23 protein-coding genes and 1 pseudogene are annotated in these 20902 nt (G+C 61.4%); 11 read left to right on the top strand and 13 right to left on the bottom strand.

Annotation, left to right across the window (positions count from 1 at the left end):
* Window positions 1-219 (top strand): M20/M25/M40 family metallo-hydrolase (locus tag EN906_RS02785; RefSeq protein ID WP_348629273.1); only part of this gene is annotated, 219 nt, incomplete at its 5' end.
* Window positions 220-262: 43 nt separating this feature from the next.
* Window positions 263-736 carry a VOC family protein gene (locus tag EN906_RS02780; RefSeq protein ID WP_174800353.1) on the top strand — a complete coding sequence of 158 codons (474 nt, stop codon included), beginning with the start codon at window positions 263-265 and terminating at the stop codon, window positions 734-736.
* A gap of 20 nt (window positions 737-756) precedes the next feature.
* Here EN906_RS02780 and EN906_RS02775 read toward each other — a convergent pair whose 3' ends face one another.
* The 3 genes from EN906_RS02775 to EN906_RS02765 form a co-directional block, all read right to left on the bottom strand.
* Window positions 757-1758, bottom strand: a complete 1002-nt coding sequence (locus EN906_RS02775) for an NADP-dependent oxidoreductase (RefSeq protein ID WP_127268727.1) — start codon at window positions 1756-1758, stop codon at window positions 757-759.
* Window positions 1759-1817: 59 nt separating this feature from the next.
* Window positions 1818-2684 (bottom strand): alpha/beta hydrolase, encoded by an 867-nt coding sequence (locus tag EN906_RS02770; protein ID WP_127268726.1) that lies wholly within the window; start codon window positions 2682-2684, stop codon window positions 1818-1820.
* 85 nt (window positions 2685-2769) lie between these two features.
* On the bottom strand, window positions 2770-3585 hold the full coding sequence (locus EN906_RS02765) for an oxidoreductase (protein WP_127268725.1): 816 nt from the start codon (window positions 3583-3585) through the stop codon (window positions 2770-2772).
* A 103-nt stretch (window positions 3586-3688) separates the two neighbouring features.
* Here EN906_RS02765 and EN906_RS02760 point away from each other — a divergent pair, with 103 nt between their 5' ends.
* Window positions 3689-4252: a TetR/AcrR family transcriptional regulator gene (locus tag EN906_RS02760; RefSeq protein ID WP_127268724.1), complete on the top strand. Its 564-nt coding sequence runs from the start codon at window positions 3689-3691 to the stop codon at window positions 4250-4252.
* Window positions 4253-4304: 52 nt separating this feature from the next.
* On the opposite strand, the gene EN906_RS02755 is transcribed toward EN906_RS02760, so the two are convergent.
* The 6 genes from EN906_RS02755 to EN906_RS02730 form a co-directional block, all read right to left on the bottom strand.
* Entirely contained in the window at window positions 4305-5936 is a 1632-nt protein-coding gene (locus tag EN906_RS02755; RefSeq protein ID WP_127268723.1) for an ABC transporter ATP-binding protein, read from the bottom strand.
* Window positions 5926-6810 carry an ABC transporter permease gene (locus tag EN906_RS02750; protein ID WP_127268722.1) on the bottom strand — a complete coding sequence of 295 codons (885 nt, stop codon included), beginning with the start codon at window positions 6808-6810 and terminating at the stop codon, window positions 5926-5928. The genes EN906_RS02755 and EN906_RS02750 overlap by 11 nt, the downstream gene beginning before the upstream one ends.
* A complete protein-coding gene (locus EN906_RS02745) occupies window positions 6807-7853 on the bottom strand; it encodes an ABC transporter permease (protein ID WP_127271017.1) in 1047 nt (348 codons plus the stop codon). The genes EN906_RS02750 and EN906_RS02745 overlap by 4 nt, the downstream gene beginning before the upstream one ends.
* A gap of 88 nt (window positions 7854-7941) precedes the next feature.
* Entirely contained in the window at window positions 7942-9549 is a 1608-nt protein-coding gene (locus EN906_RS02740; protein WP_127271018.1) for an ABC transporter substrate-binding protein, read from the bottom strand.
* A gap of 120 nt (window positions 9550-9669) precedes the next feature.
* Window positions 9670-10023 carry a Rieske (2Fe-2S) protein gene (locus EN906_RS02735; RefSeq protein ID WP_023809364.1) on the bottom strand — a complete coding sequence of 118 codons (354 nt, stop codon included), beginning with the start codon at window positions 10021-10023 and terminating at the stop codon, window positions 9670-9672.
* 11 nt (window positions 10024-10034) lie between these two features.
* The gene (locus tag EN906_RS02730) at window positions 10035-11117 is read right to left on the bottom strand and encodes an amidohydrolase family protein (protein WP_023809365.1); all 1083 of its coding nucleotides are present in this window, start codon (window positions 11115-11117) and stop codon (window positions 10035-10037) included.
* Between the two features lie 134 nt (window positions 11118-11251).
* Here EN906_RS02730 and EN906_RS02725 point away from each other — a divergent pair, with 134 nt between their 5' ends.
* Window positions 11252-12109, top strand: a complete 858-nt coding sequence (locus EN906_RS02725; protein WP_127270220.1) for a LysR family transcriptional regulator — start codon at window positions 11252-11254, stop codon at window positions 12107-12109.
* 212 nt (window positions 12110-12321) lie between these two features.
* The gene (locus EN906_RS02720; RefSeq protein ID WP_206517159.1) at window positions 12322-13278 is read left to right on the top strand and encodes a hybrid-cluster NAD(P)-dependent oxidoreductase; all 957 of its coding nucleotides are present in this window, start codon (window positions 12322-12324) and stop codon (window positions 13276-13278) included.
* A gap of 108 nt (window positions 13279-13386) precedes the next feature.
* Here EN906_RS02720 and EN906_RS02715 read toward each other — a convergent pair whose 3' ends face one another.
* On the bottom strand, window positions 13387-13584 hold the full coding sequence (locus EN906_RS02715) for a hypothetical protein (RefSeq protein ID WP_127270219.1): 198 nt from the start codon (window positions 13582-13584) through the stop codon (window positions 13387-13389).
* Window positions 13585-13703: 119 nt separating this feature from the next.
* The gene (locus EN906_RS02710) at window positions 13704-13937 is read right to left on the bottom strand and encodes a hypothetical protein (protein ID WP_127270217.1); all 234 of its coding nucleotides are present in this window, start codon (window positions 13935-13937) and stop codon (window positions 13704-13706) included.
* Between the two features lie 234 nt (window positions 13938-14171).
* Between EN906_RS02710 and EN906_RS37170 the strand changes: the two genes are divergently transcribed.
* Genes EN906_RS37170 through EN906_RS02690 form a run of 5 tightly spaced genes read left to right on the top strand, consistent with a single transcriptional unit; the run spans window position 14172 to window position 18239 of the window.
* Complete coding sequence (locus EN906_RS37170; protein WP_127271021.1) at window positions 14172-14372, top strand: hypothetical protein; 201 nt, start codon at window positions 14172-14174, stop codon at window positions 14370-14372.
* Window positions 14351-15355: a substrate-binding domain-containing protein gene (locus EN906_RS02705; RefSeq protein WP_127375060.1), complete on the top strand. Its 1005-nt coding sequence runs from the start codon at window positions 14351-14353 to the stop codon at window positions 15353-15355. Before EN906_RS37170 ends, EN906_RS02705 begins: the two co-directional genes overlap by 22 nt.
* Window positions 15352-16353 carry an ABC transporter permease gene (locus EN906_RS02700; RefSeq protein ID WP_127269571.1) on the top strand — a complete coding sequence of 334 codons (1002 nt, stop codon included), beginning with the start codon at window positions 15352-15354 and terminating at the stop codon, window positions 16351-16353. The genes EN906_RS02705 and EN906_RS02700 overlap by 4 nt, the downstream gene beginning before the upstream one ends.
* Window positions 16350-17114: an ATP-binding cassette domain-containing protein gene (locus tag EN906_RS02695; RefSeq protein WP_127375059.1), complete on the top strand. Its 765-nt coding sequence runs from the start codon at window positions 16350-16352 to the stop codon at window positions 17112-17114. The genes EN906_RS02700 and EN906_RS02695 overlap by 4 nt, the downstream gene beginning before the upstream one ends.
* Before the next feature lie 39 nt (window positions 17115-17153).
* Window positions 17154-18239, top strand: a complete 1086-nt coding sequence (locus EN906_RS02690) for a Gfo/Idh/MocA family oxidoreductase (RefSeq protein ID WP_127269573.1) — start codon at window positions 17154-17156, stop codon at window positions 18237-18239.
* A gap of 15 nt (window positions 18240-18254) precedes the next feature.
* Here EN906_RS02690 and EN906_RS02685 read toward each other — a convergent pair whose 3' ends face one another.
* Window positions 18255-18530, bottom strand: coding sequence for a hypothetical protein (locus EN906_RS02685; RefSeq protein ID WP_127269574.1), 276 nt, complete (start codon window positions 18528-18530; stop codon window positions 18255-18257).
* Window positions 18531-18674: 144 nt separating this feature from the next.
* Between EN906_RS02685 and EN906_RS02680 the strand changes: the two genes are divergently transcribed.
* Window positions 18675-20699, top strand: a complete 2025-nt coding sequence (locus tag EN906_RS02680; RefSeq protein WP_127271026.1) for an amidase — start codon at window positions 18675-18677, stop codon at window positions 20697-20699.
* 10 nt (window positions 20700-20709) lie between these two features.
* Here the strand turns inward: EN906_RS02680 and EN906_RS02675 are convergent.
* Window positions 20710-20902 (bottom strand): annotated as a pseudogene (locus tag EN906_RS02675) (hypothetical protein); the annotation flags it as partial.

Raw genomic sequence — 20902 nt, 5'->3', positions numbered from 1 at the left:
CTTGATGAAGAGGGCGTCGCGCACGGCGAAGAAGCCCTGCCGATGCGCGCCTCTGAAGATTTCGGCCTGTTCGGCCACAGTGCCAAGTCGGCGATGTTCTTCCTCGGTGCAGGCGAGCGGCACCCTGCCTTGCACAATCCCGACTATGACTTTCCCGACGACCTGATCCCGATCGGGTCAAGGATCTTCATGCGCACGGCACGTAATTTGCTGGGCTGACCTCCGCCGACCCCAACACCGAAAGGAACACGCAATGCCAACGATGCCAAAGAACACGATTTGCCTCTGGTTCGACAAGGACGCCGAGGCTGCGGCTCGCTTCTACGCGGAGACCTTTCCCGACACCAGGGTGGGCGCCGTTCACCGTGCGCCGAGCGACTTTCCGTCCGGCAAGAAAGGCGACGTGTTGACGGTCGAATTTACCGTTGCCGGCATTCCCTGCATCGGATTGAACGGCGGCTCCACATTCAAGCAGAGCGAGGCCTTCTCGTTCCAGATCGCCACCGACGATCAGCAGGAAACCGACCGCTACTGGAACGCCATCGTCGGCAATGGCGGCCAGGAGAGCGCGTGCGGCTGGTGCAAGGACAAATGGGGCGTGTCCTGGCAAATCACGCCGCGCACGTTGACCGAGGCCATGGCGGCCGGCGGCGAGGAAGCCAAACGCGCCTTTGATGCAATGATGGAGATGACGAAGATCGACGTCGCGGCGATCGATGCAGCCCGGCGCGGCTGACCTCGATCGCAGCTGAGTTGCTATCGGACCTTGATGACGACCTTGCCCTTGGCGCGTCCTGTTTCGACATAGGCCAGCGCCTCGTTGGTCGCCTCGAAGGGAAAGACCCGATCGACGACCGGGCGGATCGCGCCGGCTTCGATGAGCGATGCGATCTTGCTCAACTGCTCGCCCTGCGCCCACATGAAGAGAAACGAGAACGTCACGCCACGGCGCTTGGCTCTCGCTCGAATACCGCGGCTCAGCAGGCGAAGCACCAGCCTCAGCACCATGTTCAGTCCCTTTTCCCTGGCGAAGTCCGGATCCGGTGGGCCGGAGATGGAGATGAGCTTGCCTCCCGGTTTCAGCACATTCAGTGACTTTTCAAGTGTCTTGGCGTCCTGGCTGTTCAAGACGACGTCGTAGCCCGACAGGACTTTTTCGAAATCGTCTTTCCTGTAGTCGACGACGACATCGGCGCCGAGCCCCTTGACCAGACCGGCACTCGCCGCGCTGGCGGTGGTCGCAACGGTCGCGCCGAGATGCTTTGCCAGTTGGATGGCGAATGTCCCCACGCCGCCGGATCCGGCTTGAATGAAGACCTTCTGTCCCCTCTTCAGGCTGGCCCTTTCGATGAGCGCCTGCCAGGCGGTCAGGCCGACCAGCGGGATCGAGGCCGCCTCCTCCATGCTGAGGTTCCCGGGCTTCAGGGCCACGTCGGCTTCATCCATGGCTATGAACTCGGCGAACGTCCCGATCCGGCCATCGCGCGGCCGCGCATAGACGTCGTCGCCGAGTTTGAACTTGCGGACTTTCGATCCCACGCGGACAACCCTCCCGGCCACGTCGTGACCCAGGATGAACGGCCGGCGATAGGGCAGGATCAGCTTGAACTCTCCGGTTTTGACCTTGGAATCGAGCAGGTTCACCGCCGCGGCGTGGACCTCGACCAGGACATCACTGTCCCCGAGTTTCGGCTCCGGCATTTCGGCCAGCCGCAGCGTGCCGTTCTTGCTGTATTTGTCGACGACGAATGCCTTCATGGCAGTGACTTTCTGAGAGATTGTTGATGTTCGGGACGAAAGCCGCCCGGTGAGGGGTGTCAGGCCTCGAGAAAGGCCAATGCTTTCGGAACGAAATTCGCGTGGTTCTGGAACACCCCGCCATGGCCGGCATCCGCATAGATCACCAATTGCGCCCCCGGAATGCGGCGGGCGAGATCGTGGGTATTGACGCTCGGCACCATCCTGTCGTGATCGCCATTTGCGATCAGCGCAGGGACGCGGATGACGCTCAAATCTTGCGGCGCCTGTAGTCCATAAGCCTTCACCGCCCGGAGTTGCGCGCCGAACGCGCTAAGCGATATCGGCCTGTCGCGGTCGGCCTTGCGCTCTGTCAGCCGCTGCAGGAACGCCTTCGCGGCGCGGCGCCCGTTCACCGTTCTGGTGAAAAACAGATAGTATTTCGGATCCCGAAAAGTCAGCGCACCCTTGATCATGTCCACGATCGTCAGTGGCGTCATCTTGTCGATGCCTTGGCCGCCGGCCGGCCCGGTGCCGGCCAGGATGAGCTTGCGCACAAGCCTGGGCTCGGTCAGCACGATCTCCTGCGCCACGAAGCCGCCGAGCGAGAAACCGAAGAGATCGACTTGATCGAACCCCAGCGCCCGGACAAAGGCGACCGCATCCCGTGCCATCTCGGCGATGCGTGACGGCGTTTTGCCGCCTGAAGCACCAACGCCCCTGTTGTCGAAGGCAATCACCCACCGGGTCGCGGCGAGGCCATCGACGATGCGTGGATCGAAATTGTCCAGTTGAGCGCCGAGATGGTTCAGCAGGATTACCGGCACGCCCGTCCTTGGTCCGAGCTGCCGATAGACGAATGCCGTGCCGCCGACATCGACGGAGTGCGTTGGCGTGTCCTGGAACGATGCCCGTAAGTGGGGCGACCGCTTGAACCCATGTGTCATGCTTGGCACCTCCGCCTTGCGGGGGCTGGCCAATCGTGTTGTCGTTGCCAGTCGCATGTGCGTAAAATCCTCTGCTCGCTGTTGTTCAAACCGGCAGGCGGAACTGTTTGCGCAGGCTCTTGTCGAATATCCCCGCGGGAGCAAAGCGACGCAGCAGGCTGACCTGGCGCGCTGCCCTGCCGGCGGTGTAGCGCCGTTGCGGACGGGCATCGGTCGCTGCTTTGACGACCACCTGCGCCACCACTTCGGGCCGATCGGCGACAGGCATCACATCGCGAAGCAGCGCTTCCAGCGTAGCTCGAGCCTGATCGTATTCCTGCAACGGCGAATCCGGTTGGATCCCGTTCTGGTCGAAGACAGTGCGAACGAATGCCGGCTCGATGACCGAGACGCGGATACTGAAGGCACGAACCTCGTGGTCGAGCGATTCCGAATAGCCCTCGAGCGCGTGCTTGACCGCCGAATAATGCGCTGAATACGGCGCCGGCACCAGTCCCAGCACAGAGCCGATATTGACGATGCGCCCCTCGCCACGCCGCCGCATCGACGGCAGCACCGCATTGGTCATGCGGATGACGCCGAACAGATTGACGTCGAACAAGGCCTGCACCTGTGCAATCGAGAATTCCTCGGCGCCTCCAAGCTGGCCGACGCCGGCATTGTTGACCAAGAGGTCGATCCGGCCGGTCTGCGACAGCACCGTAGAAACGAGTGCGGCAACGGCCTCACCGTCGGTCACGTCGCAAACCAGCATGGTCACCCCGTCCGGGCCGTTGTCGGCCTTGCGCCGGCTGGTTCCGAAGACTGTGAACCCCGCCTTTGCCAGAGCCTCGGCACTGGCGCGGCCAATGCCCGAAGAGGCTCCCGTCACAACAGCGGTTTTTTCGGAATTCGCATTCATTTCGTGCTCCAAAATCATGAGGGCTAGCTTTTTTGCGCCCGTTGAATTACAGTCGTAATATCAGATTACACTCATAATGCAATAGCAGAAAGGAATAGCAGCCATGCGCTACGAAAAGGGCCGGAAGGACGCCTCGCGCGGACGGATCCTGGAGGTCGCGGCAGAACGCTTTCGCGGCGACGGCATCGCCGCGTCCGGACTGGCGACCATCATGAGCGACGCCGGGCTGACGAACGGCGCCTTCTATCCGCACTTTCAATCCAAGGCGCAGCTTGTCCGCGAAAGCGTGGCGGCGGCGATGGAGCTTCAGGCGCAGCAACTGGCAGAAGCATTAGCTTCGGGCGTGGAGATGGCCATCGGCACGTATCTGTCGGCCGAGCACCGGGACAATCCCGGAAAGGGCTGCGCGTCAGCCGCGCTGCTGCCGGAGCTCGCCCGTCAGCCGCCTGAGACGCGTGAAGCCTATACAGACCACCTGCTGGCTTTGGTGCGCCAGTTGGCGCAAGCGCTACCGCAGGCCAAGGATCCGGAGGGCGTGGCGCTGGCTGTCTTCGCAACGCTCCTCGGCACGCTGCAAATGGCCCGCGCCGTGGGCGGAACGGAATTGTCCGATCGCATCCTCTCGGTGGGGAAAGATGCGGCGAAGACGCTGATCGAGCAGCGTTAGCGCTCCAGGAAGCTGACAGTGAGGAACATGCCGGGCGCGGATAGCCGATCCGTCAGATCTTCCGGCTGGCCAGCAGCCTTGTCAGCCAGTCCGGATTCATTTCCGGAACAGAGGACAAAAGCCGTTCGGTATAGGCCGCGTGCGGTGGCGTGAGAACTTCGCTCTTCAATCCCTGCTCGACGACTTTGCCGCGGTGCATGACGACGATTTCGTCGGCTATCGCGCGCACCGTAGCAATGTCATGGGTAATGAAGATGTAGCTCATTCCGAGTTCACGTTGGAGACGTATGAGAAGCTTGAGAATTTCCTCTTGGACGATCTGGTCGAGCGCGGACGTGATCTCGTCGCAGATGATAAGCTCCGGATCGGCAGCCAACGCCCGGGCAATGCAGACGCGCTGTTTTTGGCCACCCGACAGCTCGCCAGGCAGGCGTTCCAGAAAATCTTCGCTCATCTCGACCATGTGCATAAGTTCGCCGATCCGGCGATCCCTCCGCGCGCCCTTAAGGCCGAGGTAGAATTCGAGCGGCCGAGCTATGACTTCTTCGACCGTTTGGCGCGGATTCAGGGCGTTGTCGGGCATCTGATAAATCATCTGTATGCGGCGCAGGACCTCTTTCGGCCGCGTCTTCAGGCCCGTGGAAAGAAGCTGGCCGGCAAAAGAAATCGAGCCTGAAATTGGCGGCAAAAGGCCGGTGACGACTCGAGCGAGCGTCGATTTCCCCGAACCGGATTCGCCGACCACAGCCACGGTTCTTCCGCGCGGAACCTTGATGGAGACATCCTGGAGCACCTTGACCTTTCCTGCATAGGCCGCGGTAACGTTGTCTATCGTCAGCAGATAGTCATCGGCTGGAACTTCGGGCTTGGCGAGCTTGCGTACGGCCCAGAGCGTTTTTGTATATTCCTGGCTGGGTGAGGCCAGCATCTGGCGTGTGTCTGCCTCCTCCACGGTACGTCCGTGGCGCAGAACCATGATACGATCCGCCATTTGCGCCACCACCGCCAGGTCATGCGTCACATAGATTGCAGCGGTGCTGAGTTCCTCCACGATGTTGCGAATGGAAGCTAGAACTTCAACCTGCGTGGTCACGTCGAGCGCCGTTGTTGGCTCGTCGAATATTATGAGGTCCGGACGACAAGCCATTGCCATCGCTGTCATTGCCCGTTGCAACTGCCCGCCGGAGACCTGATGAGGATAACGAAAGCCTATGGTCTCCGGTTCTGGGAGTTGAAGGCGTCGATAAAGATCGACGGCGCTCCGGTTCGCCTCTTCCCGGCCGGCAAGTCCATGCGCCACCGCGGTTTCGACGGTTTGTTCCAAGAGCCGATGTGCCGGATTGAAAGAGGCAGCCGCGCTTTGCGCGACATAGGCAATGCGGGAGCCCCTGAGGCGACGGCGCCCTTTTTCATTGACTGCCAGAAGATCAATCCCGTCGAACAGGACCGAGCCTTGCGTGATCCGGCAGCCCGGCTTGGCATAACCCATTGCGGCAAGGCCAATGGTAGACTTGCCGGCGCCTGACTCTCCGATCAGCCCAAGAACCTGGCCCCGCTTCAGCGTCAGATCGACCCCGTGGACAATGGGATGCCACCGCTCATCCGAGAACCCCTCCACATGCAGATTGCGGATTTGAAGCAGATCCTTTCCTTTTTCGCGTGGGCCTGGGCCGCTACTTTTCATCCCGCAACCCGCTTGTTGCTTGCAGGAACCAGTCCACCACGAAATTCACGGACACGGTAAGGAGAGCAATCGCGCCGGCCGGAAGTAGCGGGGTGACATCGCCGTAGGTGATCAGGGTCGCGTTCTCGCGCACCATTGATCCCCAATCGGCCGTCGGCGGCTGAATACCGACGCCGAGAAACGACAGCGCCGCGACTGTCAGGAAGACGAAGCAGAATCGCAAGCCGAACTCGGCGACCAGTGGCGGCATGACATTGGGAAGGATTTCCTTGGCGATGATCCATTTCGGTCCCTCGCCGCGCAATCGTGCCACCTCGACATATTCCATCACCGCCACGTTAAGCCCGACGGCGCGAGAAAGCCGAAAGACCCGGGTGGAATCCAGAAGCGCAATGATGACAATCAGGCTCGTGATCGACGAGCCGAAGATCGTCAGCAGCACCAGCGCGAAGATCAGACTCGGGATTGACATCAGCACGTCCACTGCACGCGACAAGATCTGGTCGAGCCACCCCCTGTACAATGCGGCAAGAAGGCCGAGCGAGACGCCGACCGCGAAGGACAGTAACGTGGTCGCGACCGCGATAGCGATGGTATTGCGCGCACCGTAGATCAAGCGGGTGAGCATGTCGCGGCCGAGCTGATCGGTTCCCAGTTTGAACTCCTGGCTCCACGGCGCGAAGGCTTCGCTGAAAACCTGCGTCTCGCCATATGGGGCTATCCAGTGCGCGAAGACCGCAACAAAGACGTAGCCGAGGATCACGACGATGCCGAACCATGCGCTGAACGGTGCCTTCTTCAGCGCAGTTTTCGCCCGGGTGGCACGCGAGCGCCTCAGCCTTTGAACCGCCGCGACAGATTCGGATCTGGTCATCGTGGGTGCAAGAGCCTGGGATTGGTGGCGATGGAAATAATGTCGGCTAGCAGGTTGAGAAGGATGTAAGTCGCGGCGAAAATCAGGGCGCAGGCCTGGACAACCGGAACATCCCTGGATTTCACCGCGTCAACCATCAGCTGGCCGATGCCGGGGTAGACGAAAACGACCTCGACCACGACCACTCCGACGATGAGATACGCCAGGTTGAACGCCACCACAGTGACGATCGGAGCCCAGGCATTGGGCAGGGCATGCCTCAGCACGATCACCATCGGGGACATTCCCTTGAGGCGCGCCATATCGATGTAGGGGCTTGCCAGCATGTTGATGATGGCCGCTCGGGTCATGCGCATCATGTGGGCCACGATTACCAGCGTAAGCGTGATTGCCGGCAGGGCGACTTTCCAGAGATGCTCCCAAAATGGCGTCTGATCGTTCACATTCGACAATGTCGGAAATTTGGGAACCGCATTGAGCATCCAGTTCAGCAAGACAGTGAGCCAATGAGGCAGCGTTTGAGCGAAATCGGATCCGATGAATGTGTCGCGCGAGATCACCAGGTAGGCGAGCATATAGGCGACGAAAAATTCCGGGAATGAAATGGTTGTCAGTGTCGCGACATTCACCAGCCGGTCGAACCAGCCGTTGCGGTACAGCGCAGCCAGAATGCCAAGCCCCAAGGCCAGAGGAACAGCTATCAGCGCAGTCACCGCTGCAAGGAACATCGTGTTGTAGAGGCGTGGTGCGATGATCTCGGCCACGGTACGCCGATATCCGGTGCGGCTCGCAAACGAAGAGCCGAAATCGCCATGGAGCATCTGGGCGACCCAAACGAAGTAGCGCTCGACAGGCGGGCGATCGATGCCGATTTCCCGCTGGAACGCGGCGACCGTTTCGGGCGTCGCCGATTGCCCGAGCGTGGCCTTGGCGAAGTCGCCTGGAAGCATCGCGATCGCAGAGAAGATAATGATGGACACGATGAACAAAGTGACCAGGCCGAGGCCAAGGCGCTGCAGGACCGTTTTTGCGACGGGGTTCATGTGCGTGGCGTTTCCCTTTGGGCGGCAGCCCTGCACTCGGAGCCAGCTGACCGGAGCCTCAAAACCATCGCGGCTCCGGCCCGCCATCTCATGCCGTGGCGATCCACCAGCGTTCGGCCATTTTCAGTCCATCGTTCTCCCAGTTGGGCGCCACATCACCGTGTGCGAGCTTTTTGGATTGGGCGCTGACGAAATTGTTGAAGACCAGCACGATGCTGCCGCCGTCATCGTGGGTTAACTGCTGCATCTCGGCATACATCGCCGCTCGCTTGGCCTCGTCCGTCTCGGCGCGCGCCTGGACAAGCAGTTCGTTGAAAGGGGGATTTTTCCAGAAGGATTCATTCCAACTGGAGTCGGCGGCGAAGGCTTGCGTGAACATCCAGTCGGCCGTCGCCCGACCGCTCCAATAGGAAGCGCACCAGGGTTTCTTCAGCCAGACATTGTCCCAATAAGCGTCCTCGGCCTCACGCACGACATTGACGTCGATGCCGCATTGGGCTGCCGTTTCGCGAATGAGCGAAGCCGCGTCCACGGCGCCGGCAAAAGCGGCATCGGCGACCGAGAGATCCACCTTCAGGTTCTCCATTCCGGCCTTTTTCAGGTAATGCTTGGCTTTTTCCGGATCGAAGCTGTGTTGCGGTTGCGGATCCTTGGCGAATTTGATGGCCGGCGCGATCGGGTTGTCGTTGGCCACAGTGGCGTGGCCAAGAAAGATCTTGTCGACGATTTCTTGGCGATTGATCGCCCATTTCAATGCCATTCGCACGTCTGGATTATCAAATGGCGCCATCGTGACATTCATCGGCAAGGTATAGTGCCCATAACCAGTGACTTCGACGATCTCCACCTTGGGATTGCGTTTCAACATGCCGAGGGTCTTCAGGTCGGCGCGGCCGATATAGTCCACCTCCCCCGTGGACAGCGCCGCCATGCGAGCGGCAAGATCCGTGATGGCGATGAACTCCACCTCATCGAGATAGGGCTTGCCGTTCTTGAAGTAGTTTGGATTGCGCTTGAGCTTGGCCGAAACGCCGGGCTGGAAATTCTCGACGACGAAAGCACCGGTGCGAACGCCTGAAGCCCAATCCGCCTTGCCATCCTTGGCCGGCATGATGACCAGATGGTAGTCACTCATAATGTAAGGGAAATCGGCGTTGCCGCTCTTGAGCGTGAAAACCACCGTTTCCGGGCCATCCGCCTTGATGTCGGCGACGGAGTCCAACAGCGATTTCGCCGCCGATTTGGTGTCCTTGCCCATGTGATATTGCAAGGAGGTCACGACGTCATCCGCCGTCACGGTCTTGCCGTTGTGAAAGGTTGCGCCTTTGCGCAGCTTGAAGGCCCAGGTTTTGGCTCCATCCGAAGTTTCAAAGCTCTCGGCGAGGTCCGGTTGGACATTGCCTTTGGCGTCGACCTCAGTGAGGCTGTTGGACAGCGAGCCCGAAAATGCGGTTTGTGTGAACGTGTCGGGGTAGCCGGCCGGATCGATCGAATCCGTCGTCGCGCCATGAGCCATGCCGAGCTTGGCGAAGCCGCCCTGCATTGGTTCGGCCCGCGCCGTGCTCACGAACAGCCGGTCGGCGGCGGCAACCGTCAGGCCCGCGGCCAGCCCAAGATGAATGAAGTCGCGGCGGGAAACCTTGCCGCCTCCGATCAGGCTTTGCGCGATACCAAGCTTGTATTCAGATTCTGACATTTGACTCTCCCATTGCGGAATTCCCCGCGTTATTTCTCGTCAAGCACCGGCGAACAAATCTGCTTATCGGCTCCCGCCACCTTTCTTCGAATTTTTCCAATCCCAATCGGCTTGCGCCAATCAGGCCGTCACGTAGATGCCGCCGGCTTCGACGGTGACTGGAAATGTGCGCGCGCGAACGGACGGATCGACCAAGGCCGCGCCTGACTTGATGTCGAACTCCCAGCCGTGCCAGGCGCATCGAACGATCTCGTTTTCGCGATGATAGATGAATTGCGCCTGTTCAACGGGCGCGGTTGTGCCGCATTGCGGCCCCTCGCAAAGCGGAGCGCCACGGTGCGGACAGACATTCAGCAGCGCGTGGAATGAATCTCCGATGCGGAAAATCCCGACCGAAAGGCTGCGTATCTTGGCGATGAACGGAGACCCTGTTTCGATCTCGTCGACGCGGCAGATATATGTCTTCTCGGGCATCGTATGCTTCCTCAGGCGGCATTCGCGGCTTGCGCGCGGGGGATGCGTTTGTAGACTTCCAGCGCGTTCAGTCCCATGATCTTGCTCTTCCAGGCAGGAGGGATTTGCAGCGTGTTGGCATCGTCGTAATCCCAGTGCGGATAGTCCGATGCAAACATCAGCGTGTTTTCTCCGTCCATCGCTTCGAGCGTGGACCAGAGATGTTGGATGTTTGCAGGCTGCTCCAGCGGCTGCGTGGAAAAGCGGATGTTGCGCCGGCAATATTCAGACGGCAGCATCTTCAGCCATGGCGTCTCCTTGCGCAGCGCTTTGTAATCAGCGTCCAGGCGCCAAAGGACCGACGGAACCCAGGCGACGCCGCATTCGATGATCACGAAGTAGAGGTCCGGCCATTTCTCGAAGACGCCATGGGCGATCATGCTTGCCACGTGCGACATCGCCGACATGTGCAGAATGGCATGCGTTTCCCAGAAGAATGTCGTCGGGGCGGGAGCAATGGCAGTTGAATTCACGCCGCCATGCCCGCCCAGATGAATGGCGAATGGCAACCCCACTTCCGCGCAGGCTTCGTAGATCGGGTGGTAAAACGGGTCGCCATACGGCTTGACGGACCCCTGGGAGGCGAGAACCTGGACCATCCGCGGATGACTGCCAAGACGGCGAATCTCGGCGGCAGCGAGCTTCGGATCCTGTGGCGCGATGATGATCGAGCCCATGAAACGATCGTCTTTCGGCAACCACTGATCGATCTGATAATCGTTGTACGCGCTGACCAGAGCGCTGGCATAGTAAGGGTTAGCCAGGGTCGACGCCTCGATAGGCTCATCGCCGGTCAGGATCGCCACGTCGACTTTGTATTTGTCGAGGTGCTTCTCTTTCATGATGAGATAGTTGTCGGCTTCCGTTTTCGGACGGATGTCCTTGCGGGAGAAGTCCTGCGGGTGGAACCAGGGCCGATGGCCATGCGGAAAGGCGCCAACGGGACCTGTTTTCTCGCCCTCGATGAACATGTCTTTCCACAAGCCGGAGAGATAGGGCTCCAACACGGTGGCGCTTGACCAGTAATTATGACAGTCGCAGTCGACTATGAACACTTCTTCCGCTCCGTATCCGTATCTCGTCCCGGCGGCGCTGCCGGCCGTTGATCTGCTGCAGCTTCCGCCTTGAGTATTGTTTGATCAAGCTTATGATACGTGGAATATGATCGAGTTTTTCGATTGGAGATTTCATGCAACTTGATCACATCGAGACCTTTCTCGACATCATCGAATCGAGAAACTTCAATCGCACCGCGGATCGGCTAGGATTGACCCAGTCGACGATCAGCACCCGCGTTAAGAACCTCGAGAGCGCAATCGGGTCCGAACTGTTTCAGCGCGGACGCGCCGGGGCGGAGCCGACCGCCGCAGGGCGCCGGTTCGAAGCTTATGCAAGATCCTTGCTGTCCACATGGTCGCAGGCTCGCCACGATGTCCGGGCGTTCAATCGTTTCGAAGGAACCCTGCGCGTCGCCGCGCAGGTCGGGATGACCCGCTCGGTTTTGCCGGGTTGGGTGGAGACGCTGTGTCAGGCTCTTCCCAAATCGTCGATCCATGTCGAGTCGGATTATTCAAACCAGATGGTCAGCGACCTGAGCATGGGAAATCTCGATATCGCAGTGCTTTACGCCCCGCGATACCTACCCGAAATCTCCTATGAGCATTTGATGGTTGAGGAATATGTGATGGTTTCCACGGTGGCCAGAACCCTCTCCGAGGTCGACCCCGAAACCTACATTCGTCCGGGCTATACGGTCCTGCTGGAGAAGGCCCATGCCGAATTGCTCGGCGAGTTGGCGATCTGTCGCCTTTCCATGGGATCGGAAACCTTGGCGGAGATGATGCTACGGCGCACGGGCGGCACCTGCTATATGAGAAGTGACGATGCGCGCAGGTTCGCCCTCGAACGCCCATCGTTCATCGTCGAAGGCGCTCCGACGCTGCATCAGCCGGTCCACACGGCCATCCTGGCGCGCCGCAAACACGAACCGATCATCCGCAAGGGAATCCGCGCCCTTCACGTTGCCGTGATGTCACTGGATATGTAATCGAAATAATCGATCATAACTCGGGAGGGATGCTTCTGTTGCGGGGGGCCTGGAACTGGCATCTTGGGTTCGACTTCGAACCGAGATGAATGATGAACGCACACGTTTCCTTGGGGGCCCCCGACCTCCTGCCGATGAGGCATCATCGGCAATGGGCACAAACCACATCGCAGCTTGTACTCTGCCGTCGTGTAATCGAGGAAACGCCCGATGTGAAAACTTTCGTTTTCACATCCCCGACGGATCGGATGTTCTGCTTCAGCGCGGGCCAGTATGTACTCGTGCACCTCAAGATCGAGGGTGCCGCGGTGACGCGCTCCTACTCTGTTTCGTCACCACCGACGCGACCGCTCGACCTGCAGATCACGGTGAAGCGAACACCGGGCGGCCTGGTTTCGAATTGGCTCCACGACAATTTGGGGGCGGGCGACGAGATCGAGATCGAAGGGCCGCTCGGCTCATTCAATCTCGATGACCTACCCTATGAAAAGCCGCTCTTCCTTTCGGGCGGCAGCGGGATAACGCCGGTGATGTCCATGCTGCGTGCGCTTACCGACCGCGCGGCCGACCAGGATATCTCATTCGTTCATAGTGCCAGAACGCCTGGTGATATAGTCTTTCGACGGGAATTGGACGCACTTGCCTCTCGCTTTCCCAACGTAAAAGTAACGTGCGTTTGTAGCCAGGAAGATCCCACCTGGAGGGGGCCGACTGGCAGAATAGACAGTCAGATGCTGCTGACCCTCGTTCCCGATCTCCACAACCGCACTATCTTTGCCTGTGGCCCTGAAGCGTACATGAAAGCCGCACGTGCCTGCCTGGATGCGATTGGCGTGGCTCCGTCACGGTACCACCAGGAGAGCTTCGGCGGCGGCAGCAGCCCCCAGTTGGAACCGGCCCCGACAATACCATCTTCGGTCCGTTTCGTCCGCTCCGGGATCGTGCATAACTGCTTGCCCGGAGAGACGCTGCTGGAGGCGGCGCGCCAATGTGGCGTCTACGTCCCAACCGCCTGCCAGCAGGGAGTTTGCGGCACATGCCGCATCGCCAAGCTGTCCGGCGAAGTCGCCATGGAGGATCTCGGCGGGCTGGCCCCTGAAGAGAAGTCGGCCGGCTATGTCCTGGCATGCTGCAGCCACCCTCAGGGCGCGGTTTCGCTCGATCTTTAACCCCGGGTGCTTGGTTCAGCATTGAAGCCGGCGCAGTAAGTGTTGAACTGCCGGTGAAGGCGTTGCGGGCGTAGCGGACTGATGCGCATCGACCTCAGCCGATATTGCTCAGAAGTCGAGAGCAACCATCATGCCACGGACTTCGGCCATTTCCAGCAGCAGGTCCTGCAGTCTGTCGTCCAGCGCGGCACCGGTCAGCGCCAGAAGCTCGGTAATGCTCTCTCTCATCGATATGACGGCCGCGCCTGTCTTCTCGGCGAGCAGCCGTCCGATGGCAGCCCGGATCAGCTCGTCCTGATCAGACATGCTTCACCTCCCGACGCACTGCAACCTCCCCTTGCTTTCCATGCCTCACCACCGCTTTCGACAACAGGGCGTGATTTCCTATACGGTATGTTTTTTGATGCGATCCCGGGCGGCTTTGCTCACGCCAGCAGATCGTCTTTATCGACCTGCCAGTCGTTCAAAGCCGCCAATGAAGGCAGCGGCGAAAAATCGCCGGGTTGGACCGTTTCAACCGCTGCAAGCAGCTCCTGCGGCACTTCGTGCCGATAAAGCCCGGTGCATGCGCCCTCTTCGACCATTGCCGGCAACCCCGTGATCGCGTCGAAAATCGAAAATGTACCCGTTGGTTCTTCCAGGATCTCTAAACGCCTCACCCGAAACCTCCCTCTTGCGCAAAAGTAGCGACTAACGCCGCTATCCCCAAGTGGTTCCCCAGGCCGGCACATTTTTTCGCGCGTTGGTTGTAGCGCATGCCGGCAGGGCAGTCATGCCCCCAGGGTGCATAGCCAAAATCGCTACGCACCACTTTTAAATCTTGACGCGTGTCAATTTTTTATAAAACATGCGCAAATGCCGGATTGGCATCGGCCGGCGCTCTGGGAGGAGCAATGCCTGACATCGAAAAGTGCCCGACCTGGGCTGCAGTCCGCACATTCCAAAGCGGGCAGCAATCTGTTGGCGAACCATCGCGCCAGGCGCCGGGGTCGCTTGCGCGCCGTCTAACATTGCAGTCACCGGACAGCGACATTGATGCAGCCCATAAAAACAATCAGGAGGAGGAAAAACCATGCGTATGTTCAATTGCCTGAAGCTTGGCACGAACCTGCTTGGCGCAGGCATGCTTGCAGCCATCGTCGCAGCGCCCGCCCATGCCGAGGATACGGCGAAAGTCGCGGCCATCGTCAAAGGCCTCGACAATCCGTTCTTCCAGACCATGCAGAAGGGCATCGAGGAACAGGCCAAGGCAAACGGCGTGAATGTCAGCGTCCAGGCCGCCGCCAATATGGGTGACGCCACCGGCCAGGCCGACCGCCTGACCGCCATGGCCATGCAGGATTTCGATTGCTACCTGGTCAACCCGATCAGCGTCTCCAATCTCGTCCAGGCGCTGGTGCCGGTCGCCCAGAAGAAGAAGCCGATCGTCAACATCGACTCGACCATAGACCCGGAACAGGCCAAGGCCGCCGGCTTCGCCGTCTCGACCTATATCGGCACCGACAATGTCGCCGCCGGCGCGCTGGCCGGCGAAGAGATGCTGAAGCTGGTGCCGAAGGGCTCCAAGGTCGCGCTGGTCGCCGGCATAGTCGGCGATGTCGGCTCCAACGCCCGCATCAAGGGCTTCAAGCAGGCGGTGGAAGGTAAACTCGACATCGTGGTGATGGTCAGCGCCGACTGGGATCGCGAAAAGGCGCTGACCGCCGCCACCGATATTCTCGCTGCCCATCCGGACCTCGCCGGCTTCTTCGCCGCCAACGACATCATGGCGCTCGGCGTCGAGCGCGCCGTGCGAACCTCGGGCAAGGACGTCAAGGTGATCGGCCTCGACGGCATCGTCGACGCGCTCAAGTCGATTGCGGCAGGCGAACTCACCCCCACCGTCGCCCAATATCCCTATGTCGTCGGCGCCATGGGCCTCGAGGCCTGTGCAGTGGCGGCCAAGGGCAAGGAACTGCCGGCCAACGTGCCGGCGCCGGTGCTGTTGATCAACAAGGACAATGCCGAAGCCTCGCTGAAGAACTTCCCGCGTCCCGGCGGCGACTATCCCGATCCCTTCCGCGAGATGCTGAAGTGAGCACACCTGCAGACAACGCACCCGCCGCCCATTCGGCGGGTGCGGAGGAGAGCCGCCCCTCCCTGGCCGCTCTCCTCCTCGATCCCTCCTTCTGGGCCGACTGGGCATCCGTCGTCGGCCTGGTCGGCCTCGTCATCGTCTTCGGCATCGCCCAGCCGGTCTTTCTCAGCGTCGCCAATCTGCAGGCGCTGCTGCTGGCGGCTGCGATCCTGGTCGTGCTGTCGATCGGCCAGACCTTCGTCATCGCCACCTCGGGCATCGACCTGTCGCTAGCGGCAGCCGTCATGCTCGGCGCCATCATCCTCGGCCTCGTCAACGCCGCCGGCTACGGCATCTTTGTCGCCTGCGTGCTCGCGGTTCTCGCCACCAGCGCGGTCGGCTTCCTCAACGGGCTGATCATCACCGCAGGCAAGATCCCCGACTTCGTGGTGACGCTCGGCACGCTGTCGGGCATCACCGGCCTTGGCCTTATCCTGTCGGGCGGTGAACCGACCATGGTCGGCTCGACCTTCCTGCTCAGGCTCGCCTCGGGCTCGTTCGGACCGTTCGGTTATCCGGTCTGGGTGGCGATCGCAGCCGTCATCGTCGCCCATATCGCGCTCTACCACACGCGCTTCGGCGTGCATTTGCTGGCGACCGGCGGCCAGGCGGAAAGCGCCGGCGCGCTCGGCATCCGTACCAACCGGGTCAAGATCGCCGCCTACACGATTTCCGGTCTCTGCGCCGGCATCGCGGCCATTCTTCTGGTCGCCCGCATCGGCTCGGCCGAACCGCAGATCAACACCAGCCTGCTGCTCAATTCGGTGGCGGCGGTGGTGCTGGGCGGCGTCAGCCTGTTCGGCGGCCGCGCCAGCATTCTGGGACCGGCGATCGGCGCGCTGATGCTCACAGCACTCGTCAACGGCCTGACCTTGCTCAACGTCTCAGCCTTCTACCAACCGCTTGCCGTGGGCGCCATCGTGGTGCTGGCGGCCCTGATCATGCGATATCAGAAATGAGCGCGCTCCATCACATCCCCGCCGCTGAGGCGATCATCGCCTGCGAAGGACTGAGCAAGCATTTCGGCGGCATCCGCGCCTTCACCGACGTCGCCTTCCAGGACCGTCGCGGCGAGGTCACCGCCGTCATCGGCGACAATGGCGCCGGCAAGTCGACGCTGATCCGCAGCCTGGTCGGCGTGCATCAGCCGGACACCGGCAATTTGTTCTTCGACGGCCGGGCGCGGCCCTTCGCCAACCCCGACGAGGCACGCAAGGCCGGCATCGAGACCGTGCACCAGAACCTGGCGCTGATCGACGAACTGACGGTCGCGCAGAACCTGTTCCTCAACCGCGAGATCGTGCGTCGCATCGGGCCGTTCGCTTTCCTCGATCGCAAGGCGATGAAGCGCGAGGCCCGTTCCATGCTGTCGCGCCTGTCGATCAACGTGCCGTCGATCAACCAGCGTGTGCGGCGCTTGTCGGGCGGCCAGCGGCAGGCGATCTCGATCTGCCGCGCTGTCGGCTCCGGCGCCAAGCTGGTGGTGATGGACGAACCGACGGCAGCACTCGGCGTGCAGGAGACCGCCAATGTCGAGGCTCTGATCCGGCGTCTGCGCGAGCAGTCGGTCTCAGTCATCCTGGTCAGCCACAATTTCGATCAGGTCCGCCGCCTGTCCGACCAGATCTGGGTGATGCGGGCGGGAAAGATGGCGGCGACCGTGCGCGCTTCCGAAACGTCCGGAAACGAGCTCGTCGCGCTGGTCACCGGCGCGGCATAGTCCTGCAGCATCAGACTTAAAATCAAAGGGAGTTCGCCTGTGGCACCAATTCGTGTCGGACTGATAGGTCTTGGAGAGGTCGCGCAGTCGATCCATCTGCCTGTGCTGGGCGATCAGCGCGACCGCTGGGTGGTCGCGGGCGTGTACGACGTGTCGCCCAGCCTGGTGTCACTCGTCACCTCCGAATTTGCGACGGCAAAGGCCTTCGACACGGCCGAGGCGCTGATTAGTTCGCCCGACATCGACGCGGTGTTCGTGCTGTCATCCGACGACACCCACAGCCGCTTCGTGCGGGCGGCGATTGCTGCCAACAAGCATATCCTGCTGGAAAAGCCCGCCTGCCTGACGGTGCGCGAAATCGACGATCTGCTGGCGCTGATGCCGGGCTACGACAAGACCCTGTTCGTCGGCTATATGCGCCGCTACGCGCCGGCCTATCTGGCGGCCAAGGACGAACTGCCGGCATACGCCGACATCACCCATGTCCGAATCTTCGACCTGATCTCGGAAGGCCGGCACTTTCTCAAGAAGAGCCAGAACGTCCTCTATCCCAACGACATAGACCCTACCCTGCTGGCGCGTGGCGCAAGCGAACGCGACGCGCTGATCCGCGAGGTGGTCGGCGCCGACGCGCCGACCGATCTGGTGCGCGCCTATCGCGGCCTGACGGCGCTTTCCTCGCATCACATTTCGGCGATGCGCGGGCTGATCGGCGAGCCGGCGCGCGTGCTGGCCGCGCACCGCACCAATGGCGGCGCCAACACATCAGTCACCTTCGACTACGGCCATTTCGCTTGTCTCTACGACGCGGTGGTCGACGATCTCGGCCTGTTCGACGCCATGATCGAGGTGCGCTCGAACACCAGGCGTGTGCGCATTCTCTACGACACGCCCTACATCCGAAGCCTGCCGACGCGGCTGGAGGTCACCGATGCCGGCCCGCTCGGCCCGGTGACGAAAACCTTCGGGCCTCTCTACGGCGATGCTTTCTCGAATGAACTCGAGATTTTCCACCGCCACATCACCGAAGGCACAAAGCCTCTGACCGACCTCGCCGATTCACGCCGCGACCTCGCGCTGATGGCCGAGATCATCGAGCGGATGAAAGAAAGTGGCGGGCGCTGAGGCGCCGCCTGCCGCCTACTTCCCACAGTGATGGTCGTTGATCTTGTTCACCGCATTCGCGTCGGGTCCGACGCGATGATAGGAGCACGCGCCGGCGGCCGTCGTCACCAACTGCTGATCGTAGTAGCGCGGGCCGCCGAACAGGATGTCGATGAGATCGCCTTCGGCGGGAACGTAGCGTTCGGATTGGACCCGGCGGTCGTGGTGCCGGTCGCCAGCGAAAGCCGGGGCGCAAGCGCTTGAGCCCATGGCGACAGCGAGAGCTAGGATCGCAACGCATTTGGTGGTCATGCCAATACCCTCCTGGCCATTCCGGAATCACACCATACATCCAAAACCGCCAGCCGGACAAAAGTTCCGGAGAAGACCGCGATAGGCTCTTGCCGAAGCCAGCTGCCTCGCTCATCCATGGTGCGTGGAAATGTGGAACCTGTGATGACCGATGCCAGCCTTCATCTCGTCGAAGCGACGATCGACCAACTGCGCCGCGCGCTTGATGACGGCACCGTCACCAGCGTCGAACTGGTCGGGGCTTATCTCAGGCGCATCGGGCATTTCGACCGCCACGGCATCAGCCTCAACGCCGTCCCAGTGCTCAACCCTGACATGTTTAAGGAGGCGGCAGCCTCCGACCGGCGCCGAAGCAATGGCGCCGTGCTCGGACCGCTCGACGGCATCCCCTACACCGCCAAGGACAGCTACAAGGTGTCAGGCCTGACGGTGGCCGCCGGTTCGCCCGCCTTCGAGCATCTCATCGCCAATGAGGACGCCTTCACCATTGCCCGGCTGCGCGCCGGCGGCGCCGTGCTGATCGGGCTGACCAACATGCCGCCAATGGCCAATGGCGGCATGCAGCGCGGCGTCTACGGTCGCGCCGAGAGCCCCTACAATGGCGACTATCTGACCGCCGCCTTCGCGTCGGGCTCGTCCAATGGCTCCGGCACGGCGACGGCGGCCAGCTTCTGCGCCTTCGGGCTTGGCGAAGAAACCTGGTCGTCCGGCCGCGCGCCGGCCACCAACAATGCACTGGTCGCCTACACCCCGTCGCGCGGCGTCATTTCGGTGCGCGGCAACTGGCCCCTTGTGCCGACCATGGATGTCGTGGTGCCGCACGCGCGGACAATGCCCGACATGCTCGAACTGCTCGATGTGATCGTCGCCGACGATCCCGAGACGCGAGGCGATTTCTGGCGCGCGCAGCCCTGGGTCAAGCTGCCGAAAAGCTCCGACGTGCGGCCGCCCCGCTATACCGACCTCGCACTGGCGGGGTCGTTGAAAGGCAAGCGGCTCGGCGTGCCCAGAATGTATATCGGCCGCGACAGCGAGGCCGATGCGCCGATCGAAACCCGCGCCTCGGTGCTTGCCCTTTGGCAACAGGCAGCGGCCGATCTCGCGCGGCTTGGCGCCGAGGTGGTCGAGGTCGATTTTCCCGTCGTTTCCAACTATGAGCGCGACCGCCCCGGCGCGCGCACCATGGTCGAGCGCGGGCTGATGCCCCAAGAGTTCGCCGAGCGCGAACTCTGGGATCTCTGCATCTGGGGCTGGGACGACTTTTTGCGCGCCAATGCCGACCCGTCTTTGCCCGATCTCGTCTCGGTCGACGGCCCAAAGATCTTCCCGCAGCCGCCGGGCACGCTGCCCGACCGCTATGAGGGCGGCTTCGACCTGAGGGAATATGTCGAGCGGGCGCGGTCCGGCGTCACGCCCGTCACGGAAATCCCGACGATTGAAGAAGGCCTGAAGGGCCTCGAAGCGACAAGGCGGATCGATTTCGAGGACTGGCTGGACGCCCATGGCATCGACGCCGTGGTGCTGCCCGCGGCCGCCGATGTCGGACCGGCCGATGCAGACATCGACGAGGCGTCCGCCGCCCTTGCCTGGCGCAATGGCACCTGGGTCGCCAACGGCAATCTGGTCTGGCGCCATTTCGGCATCCCCACCGTCACCGTGCCGATGGGAACCATGGCCGATATCGGCATGCCGGTCGGCCTGACTTTCGCCGGCAAGGCCTATGATGATGTCAGGTTGTTGCGCATGGCCGGCGATTTCGAACAGTCGACCCGGCGCCGCACCCTGCCCCCACGCACGCCGGAACTGACTGAAGATGTATTTTCCCGCCGGCCCACGCAAACCGGTGACGGCAAGGCACCTCCGCTCGTCATCGCGCTTGCCGCCGAGACGCGCACGACGGGCGATCAGGACGAGATCACCATCACGCTCGAACTGCCGATCGACGCCGAGGCGGAAAACGCCAGTGTCAAGGTGCATGTCAACGGCGAGCCTGTCGCGATGCAGCGAAGCGGAGCGCGCTCCTGTGGACAGGCATTGGTTCCGGCCGCAGAGCACCAGCGGTTCCACAGCGTCTGGCGTGGCTCGTATGGCTCGATCGTGACGGCTATTGTGCGGCTGGAGGATGGGCGCAGCGCCGGCGCCTATCTGGTAACCGGAGGGATTGGATGAACGCCAGCCGCTAGGAAGGCAGCGAAGTCAGCCATTCTTCCCAAAATTCCTGCTGCATATGGACGAAAACCGGAACCACGTCGACGCCATCATCAAATATGTCGACCAGATCGCTCTCTTGCGGAAATCGCCCCGTCTTCACCTTGCAGGCTATCAATCCGCGACTTTTCTCCATCACGGTATTTTCCGGATAAACATTGGCG

This window comes from Mesorhizobium sp. M7A.F.Ca.CA.004.06.1.1, assembly GCF_003999135.1.
Classification (GTDB): domain Bacteria; phylum Pseudomonadota; class Alphaproteobacteria; order Rhizobiales; family Rhizobiaceae; genus Mesorhizobium.
The sequence above is the reverse complement of the archived record's forward strand: the minus strand, read 5'-3'. Positions and strand labels throughout refer to the sequence as shown.

What these genes read in the sequence shown, in the direction of transcription:
- EN906_RS02750 (WP_127268722.1), bottom strand. Translation starts at nt 6,810, where the DNA reads ATGACCAGATCCGAATCTGTCGCGGCGGTTCAAAGGCTGAGGCGCTCG.
- EN906_RS02775 (WP_127268727.1), bottom strand. Translation starts at nt 1,758, where the DNA reads ATGAAGGCATTCGTCGTCGACAAATACAGCAAGAACGGCACGCTGCGG.
- EN906_RS02745 (WP_127271017.1), bottom strand. Translation starts at nt 7,853, where the DNA reads ATGAACCCCGTCGCAAAAACGGTCCTGCAGCGCCTTGGCCTCGGCCTG.
- EN906_RS02695 (WP_127375059.1), top strand. Translation starts at nt 16,350, where the DNA reads ATGAGCGCGCTCCATCACATCCCCGCCGCTGAGGCGATCATCGCCTGC.
- EN906_RS02765 (WP_127268725.1), bottom strand. Translation starts at nt 3,585, where the DNA reads ATGAATGCGAATTCCGAAAAAACCGCTGTTGTGACGGGAGCCTCTTCG.
- EN906_RS02735 (WP_023809364.1), bottom strand. Translation starts at nt 10,023, where the DNA reads ATGCCCGAGAAGACATATATCTGCCGCGTCGACGAGATCGAAACAGGG.
- EN906_RS02685 (WP_127269574.1), bottom strand. Translation starts at nt 18,530, where the DNA reads ATGACCACCAAATGCGTTGCGATCCTAGCTCTCGCTGTCGCCATGGGC.
- EN906_RS02780 (WP_174800353.1), top strand. Translation starts at nt 263, where the DNA reads ATGCCAAAGAACACGATTTGCCTCTGGTTCGACAAGGACGCCGAGGCT.
- EN906_RS02755 (WP_127268723.1), bottom strand. Translation starts at nt 5,936, where the DNA reads ATGAAAAGTAGCGGCCCAGGCCCACGCGAAAAAGGAAAGGATCTGCTT.
- EN906_RS02680 (WP_127271026.1), top strand. Translation starts at nt 18,675, where the DNA reads ATGACCGATGCCAGCCTTCATCTCGTCGAAGCGACGATCGACCAACTG.
- EN906_RS37170 (WP_127271021.1), top strand. Translation starts at nt 14,172, where the DNA reads ATGCCTGACATCGAAAAGTGCCCGACCTGGGCTGCAGTCCGCACATTC.
- EN906_RS02705 (WP_127375060.1), top strand. Translation starts at nt 14,351, where the DNA reads ATGCGTATGTTCAATTGCCTGAAGCTTGGCACGAACCTGCTTGGCGCA.
- EN906_RS02740 (WP_127271018.1), bottom strand. Translation starts at nt 9,549, where the DNA reads ATGTCAGAATCTGAATACAAGCTTGGTATCGCGCAAAGCCTGATCGGA.
- EN906_RS02760 (WP_127268724.1), top strand. Translation starts at nt 3,689, where the DNA reads ATGCGCTACGAAAAGGGCCGGAAGGACGCCTCGCGCGGACGGATCCTG.
- EN906_RS02715 (WP_127270219.1), bottom strand. Translation starts at nt 13,584, where the DNA reads ATGTCTGATCAGGACGAGCTGATCCGGGCTGCCATCGGACGGCTGCTC.
- EN906_RS02770 (WP_127268726.1), bottom strand. Translation starts at nt 2,684, where the DNA reads ATGACACATGGGTTCAAGCGGTCGCCCCACTTACGGGCATCGTTCCAG.
- EN906_RS02725 (WP_127270220.1), top strand. Translation starts at nt 11,252, where the DNA reads ATGCAACTTGATCACATCGAGACCTTTCTCGACATCATCGAATCGAGA.